A 19,014-nucleotide genomic window follows, 5' to 3' on the forward strand; every position below is an offset into this window, starting at 1 on the left:
AGGTGACATGACGGTCGCGCAGCTGCGCGAGTGGCTGCGCAACTGGATTGCCGACGCAACCGGGCAGCCGGTCGGTCAGATCACCGACGACCGTCCGATGGAAGAGTTCGGTCTTTCGTCTCGCGACGCGGTCGCGCTCAGCGGCGAGATCGAGGAACTGGTCGGCGTCACGCTCACCGCGACGGTCGCCTACCAGCACCCCACCATCGCGTCGCTGGCCACCCGCATCATCGAGGGCGAACCCGAGCAGCCCGACGACTCCGCCGACGCCGCGTACTACGCGTCGGTGCCGACGTCGGACGCACACGACATCGCGATCGTGGGTCTGGCCTCCCGCTTCCCCGGCGCGGGTAAGACTCCCGCCGAGATGTGGCAGATGCTCGCGGAGGGCCGCGACGGCATCTCCGACCTGCCCGAGGGTCGATGGGAGGAGTTCACCTCCGACCCGCAGATCAAGGCGGCCGTCGAGAAGGCCAACACGCAGGGCGGCTACCTCGACGACGTGAAGACATTCGACGCGGAGTTCTTCGCGATGTCCCCGCTGGAGGTCGCGAACGTCGACCCCCAGCAGCGCCTCGCGATGGAACTGACGTGGGAGGCCCTCGAGCACGCCCGCATCCCGGCCAGCGACCTCAAGGGTGAGCAGGTCGGTGTGTTCATCGGTAGCTCGGCCAACGACTACCAGTTGCTCGCGGTCAGCGACCCCGTCCACGCGCACCCGTATGCGCTGACCGGTACGTCGACGTCCATCGTCGCCAACCGGGTTTCCTACTTCTACGACTTCCGCGGACCGTCCATCGCCCTCGACACGGCGTGCTCGTCGTCGCTCGTCGCGGTGCACCAGGCGGTGCGCTCGCTGCGGTCCGGTGAGTCGGATCTCGCGCTCGCCGGTGGCGTCAACATGCTCGTCGCGCCGCCCGCCACGCTGGGCTTCGACCAGCTGGGTGTGATGGCCCCCAACGGCCGCATCAAGGCGTTCTCCTCCGACGCCGACGGCATGATCCGAGCCGAGGGTGGCGGCCTCGTCGTCCTCAAGCGTCTCGAGGACGCCGAGCGTGACGGCGACGAGATCCTCGCCGTCATCGCCGGTAGCGCGGTCAACCAGGACGGCCGCTCCAACGGTCTCGCGGCCCCGAACCCCGACGCGCAGGCCGACGTCCTGCGGCACGCGTACCGGGACGCGGGCATCAACCCGGCCGGCGTCGACTACATCGAGGCGCACGGCACCGGCACCATCCTCGGCGACCCCATCGAGGCAGATGCGCTCGGACGCGTCGTCGGTCGTGGCCGCGCCGACGACAAGCCCGCGCTGCTCGGCTCGGCCAAGACCAACTTCGGTCACCTCGAGGCCGCCGCAGGTGCGGCGGGCCTGATCAAGGTCGTGCTGTCGATGCGGGAGGACACACTTCCGCCAACGCTGAACTTCGCCGGACCCAACCCGTACATCGCGTTCGACAAGGCGCACCTGCAGGTCATTCCCGAGGGTGCGGCGTGGCCGCGCTACACGGGCACGGCCGTCGCCGGTGTGTCCGGGTTCGGTTTCGGTGGCACCAACGCGCACGTCGTCGTGCGTGAGTACACCGGACCCGCCGCGGACGACGCGGCCGAGGTCACCGAGCCCGCTGTTCCCACCGAGGAATCGGTGTCGGAGGCCGTCGAGCAGACGGTCGTGCTCGCGGTGTCCGGTGCGCTGCCGTCGCGTCGCCGCCGGGCCGCCGCGGATCTGGCCGACTGGCTGGAGACCGAAGAGGGCAGCACCACTCCGCTCGCCGATGTCGCGCGTGCTCTCGCCCGCCGCAACCACGGCCGCTCGCGCGCCGTCGTCCTGGCGAAGACCCGCTCCGAGGCTGTCACCGGGCTGCGCGCCATCGCCGCCGGGAAGCCCGGGCAAGGTGTGTTCTCGGCGGATTCGCCGTCGTCGAAGGGCGCCGTCTGGGTCCTGTCGGGCTTCGGTTCGCAGCACCGCAAGATGGCCAAGCAGCTCTACCTGGAGAACCCGGTCTTCGCCGCCGCCATCGACGAGGTCGACGCGCTGATCGAGGACGAGGCCGGCTACTCCATGAAGGAGAAGTTCCTCGACGACGCGATCGACTACGACGTCGAGACCTCCCAGGTCGGTATCTTCACCATCCAGATCGGTCTGGCGGCCCTGCTGCGTCACCACGGCGCCGAGCCCGAGGCCGTGGTCGGGCACTCGATGGGCGAGGCTGCCGCCGCGTACATCTCGGGTGGTCTGCCGCTCGAGGACGCGGTGCGGGTGATCTGCGCCCGGTCCCGCCTCATGGGCGAGGCCGAGGCCACGCTCGAGGGCGACGACATCCGTCTGATGGCGCTCGTCGAGTACAGCGCGTCCGAGATCGAGACCGTCCTCACCGACTTCCCGCACCTCGAGGTCTGCGTGTACGCGGCCCCGACGCACACCGTGATCGGTGGCCCCGAGCCCGAGGTCAACGCGATCGTCGCGCGCGCCGAGGGCGAGGAGAAAATGGCCCGCGTGCTTAAGACGAAGGGCGCCAGCCACACCTCCCAGGTGGATCCGCTGCTGGGCGAGCTGGCCGCGGAACTGGCGGGCATCGAGCCGACCAAGCTGAAGTTGGGCGTGTACTCCTCGGTCGACCAGGACACGTATTACCGCGCCGGCCACGAGCCGATCCACCGCGAGGAGTACTGGACCAAGGGCCTGCGCCACAGCGTGTACTTCACCAACGCCGTCCGCCTCGCCGTGGGCAGCGGGCACACCACGTTCGTGGAGCTGGCGCCCAACCCGGTGGCCCTGATGTCGGTGGCCGCCACCGCGTTCGATGCCGGCCTGCACGACATGCAGCTCATCCAGACGCTCAAGCGCAAGGAGGACGAGCCGCTCGGTGTCCTCGCGGCGCTCGCGCAGCTGTACGTGCACGGGCACGCCGTCGACCTGTCGTCGCTGCTCCCCGAGGGCGACTTCGCGTCCGTTCCGCGTACCGCGTGGATCCGCAAGCCGTACTGGGTGGAGACCCGCATCGACTCCAGCGGCAACACCCGTGTCCCCGGTGCGCACGTGTCGCTGCCCGACGGCCGCCACGTGTGGGAGGTCCAGGCCGGCGCGGTCACCGACCTGCCCGCACTGGTCACCGCCGCCGCGTCGCAGGTGCTGTCGGACGTGACGCTCGCCGCGTCCGTCCTGCACGCTCACGCTCACGCGGAGGGCACGCTCACCACCACGCTCAACCCGCATCCGGGTGGCGCGTCGCTGCAGGTGCACGCGAAGAGCGGCCCGAGTTTCACGCTGCTGTTCGATGCCGCCGTCACGTCCGGTGCGGCGTTGCCCGAGCCGGTCGTCGCGCCGCCGGTGCAGTCGACCTCCCCGGTCGAGGAGCTGCCCGAGGTCGTCGAGGACATCGGCGAGAAGTGGGACCCGAACGGTTCGCAGACCCTCGAAGACCGTCTCGCGCTGATCGTCGCCGAGTCCATGGGCTACGCCCCGGAAGACCTGCCCGCCGAGATCCCGCTCATCGAGCTGGGCCTCGACTCGCTGATGGCCGTCCGCATCAAGAACCGCGTCGAGTACGAGTTCGACATCCCGCAGCTGCAGTTGCAGGCGGTCCGGGACGCGAATCTGATGGAGGTCGGCAAGTACCTGCGTTACGCGGTCGAGAACCGCGAAGAGGTGCAGGCGCTGGCGGACAAGCAGAAGGCTGAGAAGGAAGCGGAGGAGGCCGCGGAGGCGGCGGAGGCCGACCGTGACGCGGAGGCCGCTCGTGAATCCGAGGGCGCCGCGTCTCCGCTCGACGCGGAAAACACGTCCGTGGAGGCCGAGGCCGAGGCGATCCTCGCCGCGACGCCGGTGCCGGAGACGGCTGCTACTCCTGAGGCGGCCGCCGTGGACAGCAAGGAAGCGTTCGCCGACGCGACCGGTTCCGACGTTCCGCCCCGCGACGCCGCCGAGCGTCTGACGTTCGCCACGTGGGCCGTCGTCACCGGCGAGTCCGCGAAGGGCATCTTCAACACGCTGCCGATCCTGAACGACGAGACGGCGGAGAAGCTGGCGGCTCGGTTGTCGGAACGCGCGAACGGTGAGATCACGTTCGACGACGTTCTCGACTCCACCACCATCGAGGAACTCGCCAATGTGGTGCGCGGATTCCTCGAGGATTCCGGCAAGATCGACGGACTGGTCCGTGCGCTGCGGGCCCGCCCGGAAGGATCGGATGCCGTCCCCGTGTTCGTGTTCCACCCGGCCGGTGGTTCGACGGTCGCGTACGAGCCGTTGCTGAAGCGTCTGCCCGAGGGCACGCCGATGTACGGGTTCGAGCGCACCGAGGGTCCGATCGAGGTCCGCGCGGCGGAGTACCTGCCGCTGATCCGTGAGATCCAGGGTGACGGACCGTATGTGCTGTACGGCTGGTCGCTGGGCGGTGTGCTGGCCTACGCGGTGGCGAAGCTGCTGCGCGAGTCGGGCGCGGACGTCCGGATCGTCGGCCTGATCGACACGGTGATGGCCGGGGAGAAGGTCGAGGACACCCCCGACGAGATCCGTAAGCGCTGGCAGCGGTACGCCGCGTTCGCGAAGAAGACGTACAACGTGGACTACCCGCTGCCGTACGACAAGCTCGCAGCGGCGGAGAGCGACGAAGAGCAGATCAAGATCCTGACGGAACTGCTCAAGCTGAGTGGTACGAAGATTCCGGGTGGAATCATCGAGCACCAGCGCACGTCGTGGCTCGACAACCGGGCCATCCAGACCGCCGAGCTGGAGCAGTACGACGGCGACGTCGTCCTGTACATGGCCGACCGCTACCACGACGACGTGATGAACCTGGAGCCCGCGTTCAAGACCCGGAAGCCGGACGGCGGCTGGGGCGACGCGGTGAAGAACCTGGAGATCATCCACGTGGGCGGCGATCACATCCAGATCGTCGACGAGCCGTACATCGCGAAGGTCGGTGCCGACCTCACCAAGAAGCTGGCGGCGATCCAGGCCGCCGGAACCGGAGCGCATCAGTGACCACCACGACCGCAGAGAAGCTTGCCGAACTGCGCGAAAAGCTCGAAACGGCGAAGGAACCCGCGGGCGAACAGGCTATCGCCAAGCGCGCGAAGAAGGGTATTCCGAGCGCGCGCGAACGCATCGACATGCTGCTCGACCCGGGAAGTTTCATCGAGGTCGGCGGCCTGATGCGCCAGCCCGGTGATCCGGGTGCCCTGTACAGCGACGGCGTCGTCACGGGCCACGGGACCGTCGAGGGACGACCGGTCGCGGTGTTCTCGCACGATCAGACCGTGTTCGGCGGTTCCGTCGGCGAGATGTTCGGCCGCAAGGTCGCCGCGATCATGGAGTTCGCCGCCAAGATCGGCTGCCCCTGCGTCGGCATCAACGACTCGGGCGGTGCCCGGGTGCAGGACGCGGTGACGTCGCTGGCCTGGTACGCGGAGCTCGGCCGTCGGCAGGAACCGCTGTCGGGGATGTGCCCGCAGATCTCGATGATCCTCGGCAAGTGCGCGGGCGGCGCGGTCTACGCGCCGATCAACACCGACGTCCTGGTGGCCACCGAGGAGTCGTACATGTTCGTCACCGGGCCCGACGTGGTCCGGAAGATCACCGGTGAGGACGTCAGCCTGGAGGAACTCGGTGGCGCCCGGAACCAGGCGCAGTACGGCAACCTGCACCATGTGGCGGCCGACGAGAAGGCCGCGTTCGAGTGGGTGCGCAAGTACCTCAGCTTCCTGCCGTCGAGTTGCATGGAGAAGCCGCCGGTGGTCAACCCGGGTCTCGAACCGGAGATCACGGACTCCGACCGCGACCTCGACACGTTCATCCCGGACGCCGACAACGCCGGCTACGACATGCACGACATCCTGCTGCGGATCTTCGACGACGGCGAGTTCCACGAGATCGGCGGGCAGGTGGCGCTGAACATCATCACCGGCTTCGCCCGCGTGGACGGGCGTACGGTCGGGGTGATCGCGAACCAGCCGCTGGTCGCGGCGGGCGCGCTGGACGCCCAGGCCTCGGACAAGGCCGCACATTTCATCCGTATCTGCGACGCCTTCGACATCCCGCTGGTGTTCGCGGTCGACACGCCCGGGTTCCTTCCCGGCCTCGAGCAGGAGCGGATCGGCGTCATCAAGCGTGGTGGCCGGTTCATCTTCGCGTTCGTGACGGCGACGGTCCCGAAGGTGACCGTCGTGATCCGCAAGGCGTACGGCGGCGCGTACGCCGTCATGGGCTCGAAGCAGCTGGGCGCCGACATCAACTTCGCGTGGCCGACCGCCCGCATCGCGGTAATGGGTGCGGAGGGTGCTGTCGACCTCATCGGGCGTAGGCAGATCGAGGCCGCGGGTGAGAACGCTCCCGCGGTTCGCAGGCAGCTGATCAACTTCTACAACGAGAACATCGCGACGCCGTACATCGCGGCAGAGCGTGGCTACATCGACGCCGTCATCGAGCCCGCCACCACCCGGCTCGAGATCCGCAAGGCGCTGACGATGCTGCGCGACAAGAAGGTGCAGCGCAACCCGCGCAAGCACGATCTGATGCCTCTGTAGGTCGCCACCGCGGCAGTGACTCATGCCGACCGCAGCTTGGGTTCGGTGTGGACGAACACCGGCGGCCGGGGGCGCGACGCCGCCCGCGTGTGCGCCGCGCGGAGGTCGGCGAGCACTGTCGCCGGGTCGGCCTGAATCTGCTTCGGCAGGTGCGTCACGACGACGATGCCCTCGCGCTGCATACGCGCCCGCCGCCTCATCGTCGCCTCGTGGAGTTCCGGCGAGAAGTGGTACTTCAGCGAGTCGATCTCCCAGGCGACGGCGACGTCGTCCAGCCAGCCGTCGGGACGTGTGATCCACAGCCCGGCGGCGGACAGGACGTCCACGTTGTGCAACATCGGCGGAAGACCGCTCGTCGCATACACCTTCTGCGCGTGCACCTCGGCGACGGAATGCGCGTCGTCGCTCAGTTCACGCAAGACCGCGCGGGGCAGGCGGCTTCCGCGGTCGCTGCCGTGCTCGAGTTCACGAACGAGTTCGTTGACAGTCACGTCGCCGCGCTGGATCCCGCCGGCGAGGAGCGCCCGACAGCTGTCGGCCTGAAGCGTGCGACGTCCGGCGTCCAGGAGGCTGCGCGCCGGGGGAGCGAGGCGCAGGAGCCCCCGGTGGACTGGTGCGGGCATGCGCCAAGTCCGCTCGACCTTCACGTACGCCCAGTCCCGGCGGTGCCGGGTGGACGGGATGAGCAGCAGCACGTCGTTCCGGGACGCCGACGAGGTGTAGCCGAACGCGGCGAGCGCGGCGTGACCGGACAGCAACGCGTCCGGACCGCCGTATTCGAGCGCCGCCAGATTGCGCTGCAGCGTCGTCGGTGGCCCGTTGTGGAGCAGGACGACGCCGGGGAGGATCCGCTGCCAGGGACCGCCGTCGGCGCAGCGTGCGGAGATGGTGCCCTTCGCGACACCCAGCCGTTCCAGGGTGGCCGCGCGGACCACACCGTCGCGGCTGACGGCGGCTATCGCAGAAGGATCTTCGGCCCAGGTTCCTCGTCGCATGGGTCAGAGCATGCCGCGGGCGAATCGGACCGTCGCCGGAAAGCCCACGTCGGAAATTGCCCTGTGGATGGACGGACGGTTGTGGACAACTCCGCGGGCGGCGGAGCCGTTTCGCCGTGTCGGCCCGCCCAGCGCGGCGCCCGATGTGACATTCGTTCAGTCAGAGTGAACGCGTGTGACATCGGGCGACGCAAGCAAGCAGAGCAGGAGCGAACAGGCAGGTCTACGGGCTGCTGTACACCCGCAGGGTGCCCGGCTTCCACAGTCCGGATCGGGTGGCGGTCTCGGTGTCGACCGTGGCCGCGGTGGCGTCCGGGTAGTACCGGTCGAAGCGCTCGAGGGAGCCCCAGTCGCGGCCCCAGTCGTCCCGCATGTAGGTGGGGATAGCGGTGGCGCTGGCGAGCAGTTCGGTGAAGCCGAGGGGGCCACCGTTCTCCGGGGACTGCCAGGTGTCGGTGGAGCTGACGGCCAGCGGGCGGTCGGGGAGGATGCGGTAGTTCGGCATCTCCGCGACACCGTACTGGTGGTCGAATGGACGCTGGCACGGGAACTGCAGCCCGACGGCCCAGTCCAGGAGCACCGGCTGCGAGCTGCCGATCGTCGAGTTGAGGGTCTCGAGCTTCGGGACCCGCGGCGGGGTGAAGGCCAGCCACTGGTCGCCGGTGAGGTTGGGGTCGTTGGCGACGATCCGCACGGAGTCGGCGTCGGGGGACAGTTCGCTGATCGGGACGCGCAGGTTGCGCCACGACGGTGCGGGCCCGATGTCCTTGGGCAGGTAGGTGCCCTGGGCCTGCACGGTGCCGTCGGGCTGACGCTTGCCGTATTCGAGGAGCAGTGACTGACCGTAGGTGAGGGCGCCGGTCGAGTCGACCGACCAGATGCGGCCCGCGGCGGACATGACGATCAGCGGGGCGTCGTCGCTGCGCTCGGGGAGTGCGTACCAGCTGGACGACAGCGTCGCCGGTTCCTGCACGCCTTCCTGGTAGCTGCCCATGACGGGTGTGGTGGCGGGGTCGAGTCCGAACGGCAGCTTGGCGGTGCTGCCGTTGACGCCGACGTTTCCGGTGCCGCCGCTGGTTCCCGCGCTCGATCCGGTCTCGAAGCTGGGCCCGACGCTCTGGTTGTCGGTGTTGCCCATGCCCTGCTTGACCTCGACGTAGTCGGCGGTCAGGTCGGACGGCACCCCGTTGGGGGAGAAGCCGACGGGGTTGGCTCCGCCGAGCGGGTCGGCGGGGTTCGCCAGCGGCTGCGCGGGATCGTTGAGGGGTGTGAGGTTGCCGCCGTTGGTGTCGCCTTCGACGAGGACGTCCTCGGCGAGGCCGCACGTCTGCCCGGTGAGGGAGTCGAAGTTCGACCGTGCCAGCGAGTACGCCGGGTACTGGGAGACGGCGCCCTTGAGGAGCGAGAGGACTTCGAACAGCACCATGATGCCGGCGATAACGGTGAGCGGGGCGGCCGCGAATTTCCTGATCCGCCTGCCCTTCTCGGTGTTGGCGCGGGCGGGTGGCGCGGCGAATCCCTCACGCAGGTACTGCCAGGCGGCCAGTGCGACGGCCAGCCCGAACAGGACGAGGAAGAACGTGTTGGACTGGCGGCCGCCGATGGAGACGGTCTTGTCGAACCACGGCACGCCGTAGCTCGAGACGTACCAGTAGCCGTTGATGCCCGCGAACGTCAGGGCCAGCATGAGGAGCAGGCCGGCGAGGAAGATCGTGCGGTTGCGGCGCGACCGCAGCGCGGACGCCGACACCGCGACGGCGGTGAGTGCGGCCAGGGAACCGGCGATGCCCGCGTACGCCCCGAAATGGTGGGTCCACTTGGTGGGGTTGAACATCATGAAGAAGATCGTGCCGAACACGACACCGAGCAGACGCCACGACGGGCCGGTGGCGGCGCCGGGGATCCGCTTGCGGCGCAACAGGATGAACAGCGTCGTCAGCAGGCACAGGATCATCGTCAGGAACGCGAAGCGGCGAGCCACCGAACCGTCGACGGTCGGGACGAAGAGGTAGTAGTAGCGCAGGAAGTCCTTGTACCACTCGAGGTTCGGGCCGATCAGGGTGCGGACCCGGGTGGCCTCCATCACCGCGGCGACAGTCTGGTCGGCGAACACCACGACCAGGACGATCGTGCCCGCGGCCGCGATCGGAGCCAGCAGCGGCAGCGTGCCCACCTGGCGGTGGCGCTTGACGACGATCCGGACGAGCGGACGGGCGCCGGCGAGCAGGGCGGCCACACACATCAGTCCCGTCGGCGCGGCCGCGAGCGTGAACGCGCCGATCAGCACGGCGACAGCCGCGGGGAGGAGACGTCCGGTCGCGATGGAACGCTCGATGGAGCACCACGTGAGCAGGGCGCCGAGCGCCACGATGGGCTCGGGCCGCAGGCCGTTGTTGTAGGGCAGCCAGAACGCGAGGAAGACGAGTCCGCCGGTCCACAGAGCGACCTTGTTGCGCCGGACGGACCGGCCGAGGCGGGGAGCGACCTCCCGGCTGATCACCATCCAGCACAGAATGCCGGCGATGAGGGCGGGCAGTCGCATGAACGGGCTGGCCGTCGAGATCTTGGCCATCGCGGCGAGGACGTCGTAGTACCAGCCGAACGGTGCCTCGGGGACACCGAACCAGCGGAAGTAGTTGGCCATGTAGCCGGCGTGGTCGGAGACCCGGGCCATGGTGAGCAGGTAGCCGTCGTCGGACGTGTTGGCGCCGATGAAGTGCCACAGCACCAGCGTGCCCACGACGATCGTGTCGAGTCCGGTGAATTTCCACCAGTGCGACGGCAGGAAGTTGCGGTGCCCGCGCCCGTCCGTGCCGTCGAGGCGGCCGAGGGCGACCAGGGCAATGGCCGTGGCGAGGAGGGCCACGATCATGGCGACGAGCTTGATGAGCGTGGGGCTCGACGAGAATCGGGAGTCCACGTTCATCGTGAACGACAGGCCTGCCGGTGCCGCCCCGTCGCGGAGGTCGCTGAACACGCCCACCACCTGCGGGCGGAGGTCGCCGGTGAGGGAACCGGCGATCGGGTCACCGGTCGGAGTGGTCAGACCCACGAACTCGGCGGACGTCGCGTCGATGTTCGACGTGATGCGGATCTCGGTGCAGGCGCCCGACTGCACCTGTTCGCGCGGCGCCGTCGCGATGGTGACGTTGCGGTCGAGCACGTCCACGGACTTGTCCGACACCCGCACGAACATCGCGTTCAGTGCCGCACCCTCGCCCTGCGCGGGGGCCGTGGCCAGCAGGATTCCGCCCTGCGGGGGCAGCCCGGCCACCGCCGAACACGGGATCGCCGCCGACAGGTCGACCGGGACCTGCGACATCAGCGGTGCCTCGAGGTCGCCGACGACGCCGTTCTCCGGCCAGTTCACCGCTGCGGTGGTCTGCTGCACCGGCATGAACGGGGTGGCCACTGCCAGCACGAACCCGATGAGTCCGGTGACGATGGCGATCAGACGAGCGGTCCGGTACTCACTCCGCCGGTCCTGGCGAGCAGGTGGCGAAGTGGATTCGGCGTCGGAGACGGAAGTTGTCAGAGCGTCGGGCACGGTTGTCGATGGTATGTCAGGAACCTGAGTAGGCATATTGCCGCCTACCAGAGGGTAGGGACACGTCTAGTAGTAGCGCACCGGTCCGGCCGACCAGGTACCCGACCTGGTCACCTGTTCGGATTCGACCTGCGCGGGCGTCGCCGACTCGTCGAGCGGGGTGTACCGCTCGAGCGAGCCCCAGTCGCGGTCCCAGTCGTTCGACAGGTAGGTGGCCAGGGTGCTCGCCGACAGCAGCTGGTCGGTCCAGCCCAGCGGGCCGCCGCCGAACTTGTCCTGCCAGGCATTGGTGGACTCGGCACCGATGCGGTCGGGGAGGACGCGCCACTGCGGGACCTCGGCGACGCCGTAGCGGTGGTCGAAGGGCCGCTGGCAGGGGAACGCGAGCCCGACGGCCCAGTCGAGGAGCACGGGGTCGCTGGAGCCGACGACGGTCTGCAGTGTCTGCATCGACGGCACCCGGGGCGGCGTGACCGCCAGCCACTGGCCCGGGTCGGTGTCCGGGTCGTCCGCGACGAGCCGGACCGTGTTCGCCTCGGCGGGCAGCTGGTCGAGCGGCACGCGCAGGTTGCGCCACGACGGGGACGGTCCGATGTCGATCGGGTCGACGGTGCCGAGCGCGGTGACGGACCCGTCGGGACCGGTGACCCCGTACTCGACCTTCAGGCTCTGGCCGGGGGTGACGACGCCGTCCGCGTCGACCGACCGGATGCGTCCGGCGGCCGAGATGGTGAGGATCGGTGCATCGTCGCTGCGGTCGGGCAGCCCGTACCAGCCGGTGGTGAGGGAGGCGGGCTTCTGCTCCCCGCCTTGCTGGTAGCTGCCGAGGACCGGTGTCCGGGCGGGGTCGAGGCCGAACGGCAGAGTGACGGTGCTGCCGTTGACTCCGGCGGTGGCCTCGGTGCCGCCACCGGTGCCCGAGCTGGTGCCCGTCGTCGTCTCGTCGGTCTCGGTGTCGACGGTGTTCGCGCCGCCGGTGGCGATCTTCTCGGAGTCGGCGGTGAGGTCGTCGGCGATGCCGTTGGGGGTGAAGCCTTCCGCGGCGGTCGTGCCGAATGCGCCTGCGCCGTTCGGGTCGGTGACCGGGGTGAGCGGCTGTAGCAGGGCGGCGGTGGGGTCGGTCTCGACGAGGACCTCGTCGGCGAGCGCACACGAGTTGCCGGTCACCGACTCGATGTTGGCTTTGGCGATGGAGTACCCGGGGTATTGCGCGACGGCCCCCTTCAGCAGCGACAGCACCTCGAACAGGACAACGGCCCCGGCCGCGACGGTCAGCGGCGACGGCGCCAGCATCCGGGCACGCTTGCCGTTGGGTTTCCTGCCGTTCTCGTACGGTTCGCGGACGTGGTACCAGGCGGCGAGGAGCAGCGTGAGCACGGTGAGTCCCAGGAACAGCGTGGAGAAGCCCTTGCCCGCGATCATCGGCGGCTTGTCCCACCACGGGACGCCGTAGCTGGACACGTACCACCAGCCGTTGGAGCTGGTGAACGCGACCGCGAGGATGAACAGGACCCCCGCGGCGAACAGGGTGCGGTTCCGTTTGGAGCGGATGCTCGCGGCACCCACCCCGACCGCCGCTAGCACCGCGACCGAGCCGGCGAGACCCGCGTACACACCGAAGTGGTGGGTCCACTTGGTGGGCGTGAACATCATCAGCAGCAGTGACGCGAACACGATGCCGAGGATGCGGCGGGACGGTCCGATCGCGGTCCCGGGCACCTTCCCCTTGCGCAGGATCAGCATCACGCAGACCACGACGCACAGCAGCATCACGAACACGCCGAATCGGCGGGCCAGCGAGCCGTCCGGCGAGATCCCCATGAGTGAATCCCACCGCAGCCGCTCGTCGAACCAGGCCACGTTGGGGCCGAGGGCGGTGCGGACGCGCGTCGACTCGAGCACGGTCGCGAGTGTCTGATCCGCGAAGACCGCCACCATCACCACGGTTCCGGCGGCGAGGATCGGCAGGATCTGGGACGCGAATCCCACCCGGTGGCCCCGTGCGATCACGATCTGCAGGATCGGCCGCGCGCCCGCGATCAGGGCGGCGATACAGATCAGGCCCGACGGTCCGGCCGCGAGGGAGAACGCGGCGATGAGCACGGCGACGGCACCGGGGAGGAGTCGTCCGGTGGCGATGGCGCGCTCGATGGAACACCACGTGAGGAGGGCGCCGAGCGCGATGACCGGTTCGGGACGCAGCCCGTTGTCGTAGGGCAACCAGAACGCGAGGAAGACCAGTCCGCCGGTCCAGAGGGCAGTTCTGTTGCGGCGCACGGCCACACCGAGGCGGGGAATGACCTCGCGGCTGATCACCATCCAGCAGAGGAGGGCGGCGAGGAGCGTCGGCAGTCGCATCCACATGCTCGCGGTGCTCACCTTCGCCAGCGCCGCGAGGAGTTCGTACGACCATCCGAACGGTGCCTCGGGGACGCCGAACCAGCGGAAGTAGTTGGCCATGTAGCCGGAATGCTCCGACACGCGGGCCATGCCGAGGAGGTAGCCGTCGTCGGAGGTGTTGGCGCCGACCACGTGCCACAGCAGCAGCGTCCCGATCACGACCGCGTCGACACCGGTGAACTTCCACCAGTGCGCGGGAAGGAAGCGGCGCGCGCGGCGGCCGTCGATGCCGTCCACGCGGTGCAACGCGTACAGCGAAGTCAGTGTCGCGAGGACGCACACGATCATCGCCAGCAGTTTGAGCAGTGTGGGGCTGGACGAGAATCGGGAGTCGGGGTGGACGTGCACGTTCAAATCCGCCGGCGCCGCGCCCTGCAGTTCGGTGAACAGGCCGACCATCTGCGGGCGCTGATCGCCCTCGACGGAACCGGCGAGGGGTTCGGCGGTGCCGGTGATCTCGGCCGACGTCCGCTGATGGTCGGATGTGACGGTGAGGGCGGTGCAGCCCCGGAGGTCCGCGGCGTCCGCCGAGATCAGGGAGATGCCGCGGATCGTGACGTCGACCGTGCCGCCGGCGCCCCCCTTCACGACGAGACCGTTCTTCTCGAAGTCGGGCGCGCGATTCGGGAGGGTGGAGACGACGGTGCCGCCGTCGGGTCCGAGTTGGGTGAACACCGAGCACGGCACGTTCACCTGCATGTCCAGCGGTGTGTACGAGACCAGCGGCGCCTCGACGCTGTTCAGGGTGCCGTCCTGCGGCCAGTCGATCGACGCGACGTCCTGCTTCACCGGCAGGAACGGGGTGGCCAGCGCGAGCACGAACCCGATCAGGCCGGTGACGATCGCGACGAGCCGGGAAGTGCGGATGGTCCGAAGGTCAGGCGGCGGGGATTGGGACGGCACAGAACGATGTTAGGCGATGGTGGCTCCGCCACCCGTGAGTACTTGTTAACGCCCCGCGGTTAAGCCCAAATTCACCGATCGACTGATGTGCCGGTGCTGAGTTTCGTTGTGCGGTAGCGAGTAGGTTACGGGCGTGGGTGATCGTCCGACCTGTGGGTCGGGTTGTTCCACTGGGTCTTTCGCGTCGAGGCTGGGCAGGTGGGGTGGCTGTTAGGCGATGATCGGCTGCGTGCGACCGAAGGTGTTGTCGAACAGAGTTATCCATGCTGTTTCCCAGGGCCAGTGGGTTGGTAGGTGCAGCGTCAGGCGTCGGGCGGAGGAGGCGATGCGTGCGGGGACCGAGACGAGGGTGCGCCGGATGGTGCCGGTGGTCGCCTTCGTCAGCTTGGGATCGCCGGTGAGGGTGGCGGCGGCGCGGGTGAGGTTGAAGGCCATCACCGCGGCGACGAGCCAGGCGGCGTTCGCCTGAAACGAGTTCGACGGGAGATGCGCGAGGGCGGAGTTCTTCAGGTCCGCGTGGACCTGCTCGATGACGGCATGCCCGCGGTGGGTTTTGTCGGCGGCTACGGTGTCGAGGTCGGTGGGGTCGGTTGTGGTGAAGAAGGCGTGGAACCGCCAGATGTCGAACAACGTGCCCTGGCCCTGGTCCTTGGGTGGTCGCAGGTCGGGGATGCGGCGTACGACCAGCCGCCCGGGGATCTGGTGGGCCTTCTTTTGGGAGGCGAACGCGGTGAACGGTACCTCGGCGACCTCCGCCCGCGAGATCCAGGTATCGGTGTCCTCGTCGTAGACGGCGTCGGTGTACTCGATCGGCGTCCACGCGGACTCGTCCACGTCGATGGAGGCGATCGCCCGTTTGATGGTGGAGGTCAGGCGCACCGTGACCGAGACGTCCGCGCCCGCGCGGATCGCGGCACCGACGGTGGGATGGCCGTAGAACGCCGAATCGCACCGCATCAGGACTTTCGGCGCCCCATCTCCACCCGCCCCGCCGGCCTGGGAACGCAGCCGGTCGACGGTGGTCAGGGCGTCGGCGACCATGCGGGCCGCGCCACGTGCGGAGCCGCAGGCTCCTCGGCGTAGGCGTTGGGTGAGGATCACCGGCGCAGCGGTCTGCGTGGTGACAGTGGCGAGCAGTGCGTTCAGCCCGCGCACCCCGGAGTAGCCGTACCCGGACCCTTGCTTGCCGTGGCCGTGGACCTCGATGATCGTGTCGTCGATATCGACCAGCACTCGCCCGGCGTCGATCCCGGCCACCACCGGTGTCCGGTCGGCAAGGCCGATCAGCACGCGGGATGCCACGGCATCGAGCTGGCGGACGTGCCCGAACGTGAACTCCCTCAGAAACGAGCCCAACGTCGACGGGGCATAGGGGCGGTCGAAGACGGTCCCCATCGCCCCGTGCCGCAGGATGCCCAGGTCGGCGATGCTGTCGGCGCCCGCGACCATCCCGCCGACCAGGGACCCGATCTTGCGGCCGGCGTTGGCGCCTTTGTCGGTCGGCACGCTCAGGTGCTCGTCGGCGAGGGTGAGCAGGCCGCTGGCCTGCGCCAACGCAATCACCGGGACCAGCCCCGCGGTCGCCACGAGATTGGGGTCGTCGAACCTGGCCGCAGCGACGGGTCGGGTGTGAGATAATTCCATCTACGAGATGCCCTTCGGTGTGGCTGAATCTGACCCTAGAGAAGTCTTATTCTTCCACTACGACAGGGTATTTCGACGTTATGACACTCTCAGGCGCTCATTCGAATCGGTGCATCGAGGTTAAGAAGTACTCACGGGACCGAAGGTCACGACCGCGGCGACGTCGTCGAGGGAGAGGTCGAGAACCCGGGCGACCGCCGCGATCGTGAAGAACGCGGGCGTCGCGATGCGGCCGGTCTCGATTTTGCGCAGGGTTTCGACGGAGATGCCCGCGTCGAGTGCGACCGTGACCATGCTCATGTCTCCTCGCGCGGATCGCAGCAGCTCACCGAGCCTCTGCCCGCGTTCGAGTTCCTCTGCTGTCAACGGCACACGCACCATGTGTCATATAGTAATACCGGTATAGAAATTGGAAACCGTCGTGGAGGGTGTTGTGGTCGAGTTGAAGACGGCGGCCGAGGTGCAGGCGATGCGCGCGGCCGGCCGGGTGGTGGCCGACGCTCTGGCCGCCGTGCGTGAGGCGGCCGTGACCGGGGTGACGCTTCAGGGGCTCGATGCGGTGGCCGCCGCGGTGATCCGCGACGCGGGGGCGGAGCCCGTGTTCCTGAACTATCACCCGAACTGGGCGCCCAGCCCGTTTCCCGGGGTCATCTGTGCGAGCGTGAACGACGCGGTGGTGCACGGTATTCCCGGCGAATACCGACTTCGCGACGGTGACCTCGTCAGCATCGACTGCGGCGCCAGGCTCGCCGGCTGGTGCGGGGACGCCGCCGTGAGTTTCGTCGTGGGAACGGCCGACCCCGCCGACATCGCACTCGTCGAGGCCACCGAAGCCGCTCTCGCGCACGGCATTGCGGCTGCCCGGCCGGGAAACCGGTTGGGAGACATCGGTGCCGCCATCGGACTGTTCGCGCGCGGCGCGGGGTACGGGATGCTCGCCGACCACGGCGGGCACGGCATCGGCAGGCAGATGCACGAAGATCCGCACGTGCCCAACGAGGGACGTGTCGGGAAGGGAATGCTGTTGCGTCCGGGGATGGTGATCGCGATCGAACCCATGCTCATCGGCGACGGCACCGACGACTACCGGCACGAGGCCGACGGCTGGACGCTCCGCACGGCGACGGGTGCCCGTGCCGCGCACAGCGAGCACACCGTCGCAATCGGTGAGGACGGACCGGAAGTGTTGACGCGGTAGGACTTTCCTACGTCAGTGCTCGCACGTCCCACACCCACACGCCGTCGACCGGCTTCGCGGGCGCCCCGACGAGCTGCTGGACCGTCTCGCGCAGAACGCGATCGTTCTGGGTGTGCGGCAGGACCAGGACGTCGGCGTTCCAGAACTTCAGGTCCGTCAGTGCCTGGGCTTTCGCCGCCTCGTCGATGACAGGCACCTGGCCGGACGACTGTGCGGACGCGAGCAGTAGTGCGGTGGGGCGGTCGTCGGGCCCGTACTTGCCCTGGTCCTCGCTGCCGGCCGGGCCGACGAAATACCCACCGGCGATGGGAAATGCGAGATCCTGCTCGGTCTGCCAGCGCAGCATCCGCGCGTTCTCCGGGGAGGGAAGCGGCACCGTGACGACGGAGCCGTCGGTGACGTACTCCCGCCACGTGCCGTCGGCGAAGAAACTCGGTGCGGTGTCACGCTGCACGACGGCGAGCGGCGTGGGCGCCAGCGGAAGCAGCGCCACCGCGAGCCAGCCGACCCACAGCAGGGTGGTGGTCCGCTGGCCCTCGCGGGCGGACGCCAGGGCGCGGTCGGTGCCCAGCGCGAGCAGCAGGGCGGCGGCGGGCAGGCAGCCCATCGCGAAGCGCGATTCGAGGACGGATTCGAGGAGCGGCAGGTGTGAGATCAGCTTCCACGGCAGGGGAATTCCGGTGTCCCAGCCGCCGATGGTCAGCGACGTCCCGAGCGACAGGACGCCCATCACTGCAACGGTCGCGGCCGCGGCACGAGCCAGCGGCATGCGCCACAGCCACAGGGCCGAGAGGCCGAGGAGGATCAGCAGGGGCCAGCCGAAATACGCGTTCTCCTCGGTGGCGTTCATGCTGAACTCGGCGGACCCGGGCTCGCCTGCCAGTGAGGACGTCGGAAAGCTGGTGAACGCTTCGGTGTCGTTGCCGACCGGGCCGTGTTCGATCGCCCGGTAGCTGTCGGGCCCGAAGAACTGCCACCACAGGGGAACGGCGGCGATGGCCAGCGCGACGCCGCCGGCAATCGCGAACCCCGTGATGCTGCGCGTGGCCGCCGCGAATGCCGCACGCGGACGTGACGCCGCGAAGGCGGCACCGAAAACCGCGAACGCCAGCGCGTAGATCAGCAGCGGTTCTTCGCCGAGGAAGATCTGATAGGCGATCAGCAAGCCGAGGACGATGCCGTCGCGCACCGGGCGCACACCGCTACCCAGCCTGATCACGGCCAGCGCGATGAAGGGCAGCAGGAACAGGGCGACGAAGTTGGGGTGCCCGTTGGTGTGCGAGATCAGGGCGGGGGCGAAACCGCACAGACCGCCGCCGACGGCGGCCGCGAGCCGCGACGACACGACATGCCGCGAAAACACCCAATACCAGGCAATCGCCGTGCCCGACAGGCCAAGTGTGAGCGCGAAAGTGAAGGTGACGTTCGGTCCGAACAACAGCGTGACCGGCGCCAGCGGAATGCTGATGCCGAACATCGCCGTGTTGCCCATGAGGTTGACGCCCAGCGGGTAGTTCTGCAGGTCGCTGGACAGCGGATTCTCCAGATGTACCAGTGAGCGGGCGGCGACTGCGAAGAACCATTCCCACATCGTCTGGTCCTGGCCGCTGCGCACCAGATAGCCGGTCCCGAGGTGTTTCCACTGGCGGGCCAACACGAATGCAGCGAGGCCGACGTAGAAGACGATCGCCGCGACATCGGCCGGGTGCGGCCGGAGACGGGAGCGGAGAGGGCGAGCAGTGGTGCTGGTGCTCTCTGCCTGCCGAGTGGTCTCGACCTGGGTGAGTATCTCAGTCACGCAG

9 protein-coding genes are annotated in these 19,014 nt (G+C 68.8%); 3 read left to right on the top strand and 6 right to left on the bottom strand.

Annotated elements, in window-relative coordinates; translation table 11 throughout:
* Positions 1-7 precede the first annotated feature (7 nt).
* Together pks13 and FND50_RS02615 are read left to right on the top strand one after the other, a co-directional pair.
* Positions 8-4,984, top strand: a complete 4,977-nt coding sequence (gene pks13 / locus FND50_RS02610) for a polyketide synthase Pks13 (RefSeq protein ID WP_144284665.1) — start codon at positions 8-10, stop codon at positions 4,982-4,984.
* Positions 4,981-6,525: an acyl-CoA carboxylase subunit beta gene (locus FND50_RS02615; RefSeq protein ID WP_005565873.1), complete on the top strand. Its 1,545-nt coding sequence runs from the start codon at positions 4,981-4,983 to the stop codon at positions 6,523-6,525. The genes pks13 and FND50_RS02615 overlap by 4 nt, the downstream gene beginning before the upstream one ends.
* Before the next feature lie 20 nt (positions 6,526-6,545).
* On the opposite strand, the gene FND50_RS02620 is transcribed toward FND50_RS02615, so the two are convergent.
* The 5 genes from FND50_RS02620 to FND50_RS02640 form a co-directional block, all read right to left on the bottom strand.
* Positions 6,546-7,520 (bottom strand): hypothetical protein, encoded by a 975-nt coding sequence (locus FND50_RS02620; RefSeq protein WP_144284666.1) that lies wholly within the window; start codon positions 7,518-7,520, stop codon positions 6,546-6,548.
* A 223-nt stretch (positions 7,521-7,743) separates the two neighbouring features.
* The gene (locus FND50_RS02625) at positions 7,744-11,067 is read right to left on the bottom strand and encodes an arabinosyltransferase domain-containing protein (protein WP_144284667.1); all 3,324 of its coding nucleotides are present in this window, start codon (positions 11,065-11,067) and stop codon (positions 7,744-7,746) included.
* 66 nt (positions 11,068-11,133) lie between these two features.
* Positions 11,134-14,370, bottom strand: a complete 3,237-nt coding sequence (locus FND50_RS02630) for an arabinosyltransferase domain-containing protein (protein ID WP_144284668.1) — start codon at positions 14,368-14,370, stop codon at positions 11,134-11,136.
* Positions 14,371-14,580: 210 nt separating this feature from the next.
* Entirely contained in the window at positions 14,581-16,014 is a 1,434-nt protein-coding gene (locus tag FND50_RS02635) for an IS1380 family transposase (RefSeq protein ID WP_144284347.1), read from the bottom strand.
* Positions 16,015-16,134: 120 nt separating this feature from the next.
* The gene (locus tag FND50_RS02640) at positions 16,135-16,395 is read right to left on the bottom strand and encodes a helix-turn-helix domain-containing protein (RefSeq protein WP_005572349.1); all 261 of its coding nucleotides are present in this window, start codon (positions 16,393-16,395) and stop codon (positions 16,135-16,137) included.
* A 52-nt stretch (positions 16,396-16,447) separates the two neighbouring features.
* On the opposite strand from FND50_RS02640, the gene map reads away from it, so the two are divergent.
* A complete protein-coding gene (gene map / locus FND50_RS02645; RefSeq protein WP_144284669.1) occupies positions 16,448-17,212 on the top strand; it encodes a type I methionyl aminopeptidase in 765 nt (254 codons plus the stop codon).
* A 7-nt stretch (positions 17,213-17,219) separates the two neighbouring features.
* On the opposite strand, the gene FND50_RS02650 is transcribed toward map, so the two are convergent.
* The gene (locus FND50_RS02650) at positions 17,220-19,010 is read right to left on the bottom strand and encodes a glycosyl transferase (protein WP_144284670.1); all 1,791 of its coding nucleotides are present in this window, start codon (positions 19,008-19,010) and stop codon (positions 17,220-17,222) included.
* Positions 19,011-19,014: the final 4 nt, after the last annotated feature.

Origin of the sequence: Rhodococcus sp. WB9 (assembly GCF_007558985.1) — a bacterium.
Lineage (GTDB): Bacteria > Actinomycetota > Actinomycetes > Mycobacteriales > Mycobacteriaceae > Rhodococcus_F > Rhodococcus_F opacus.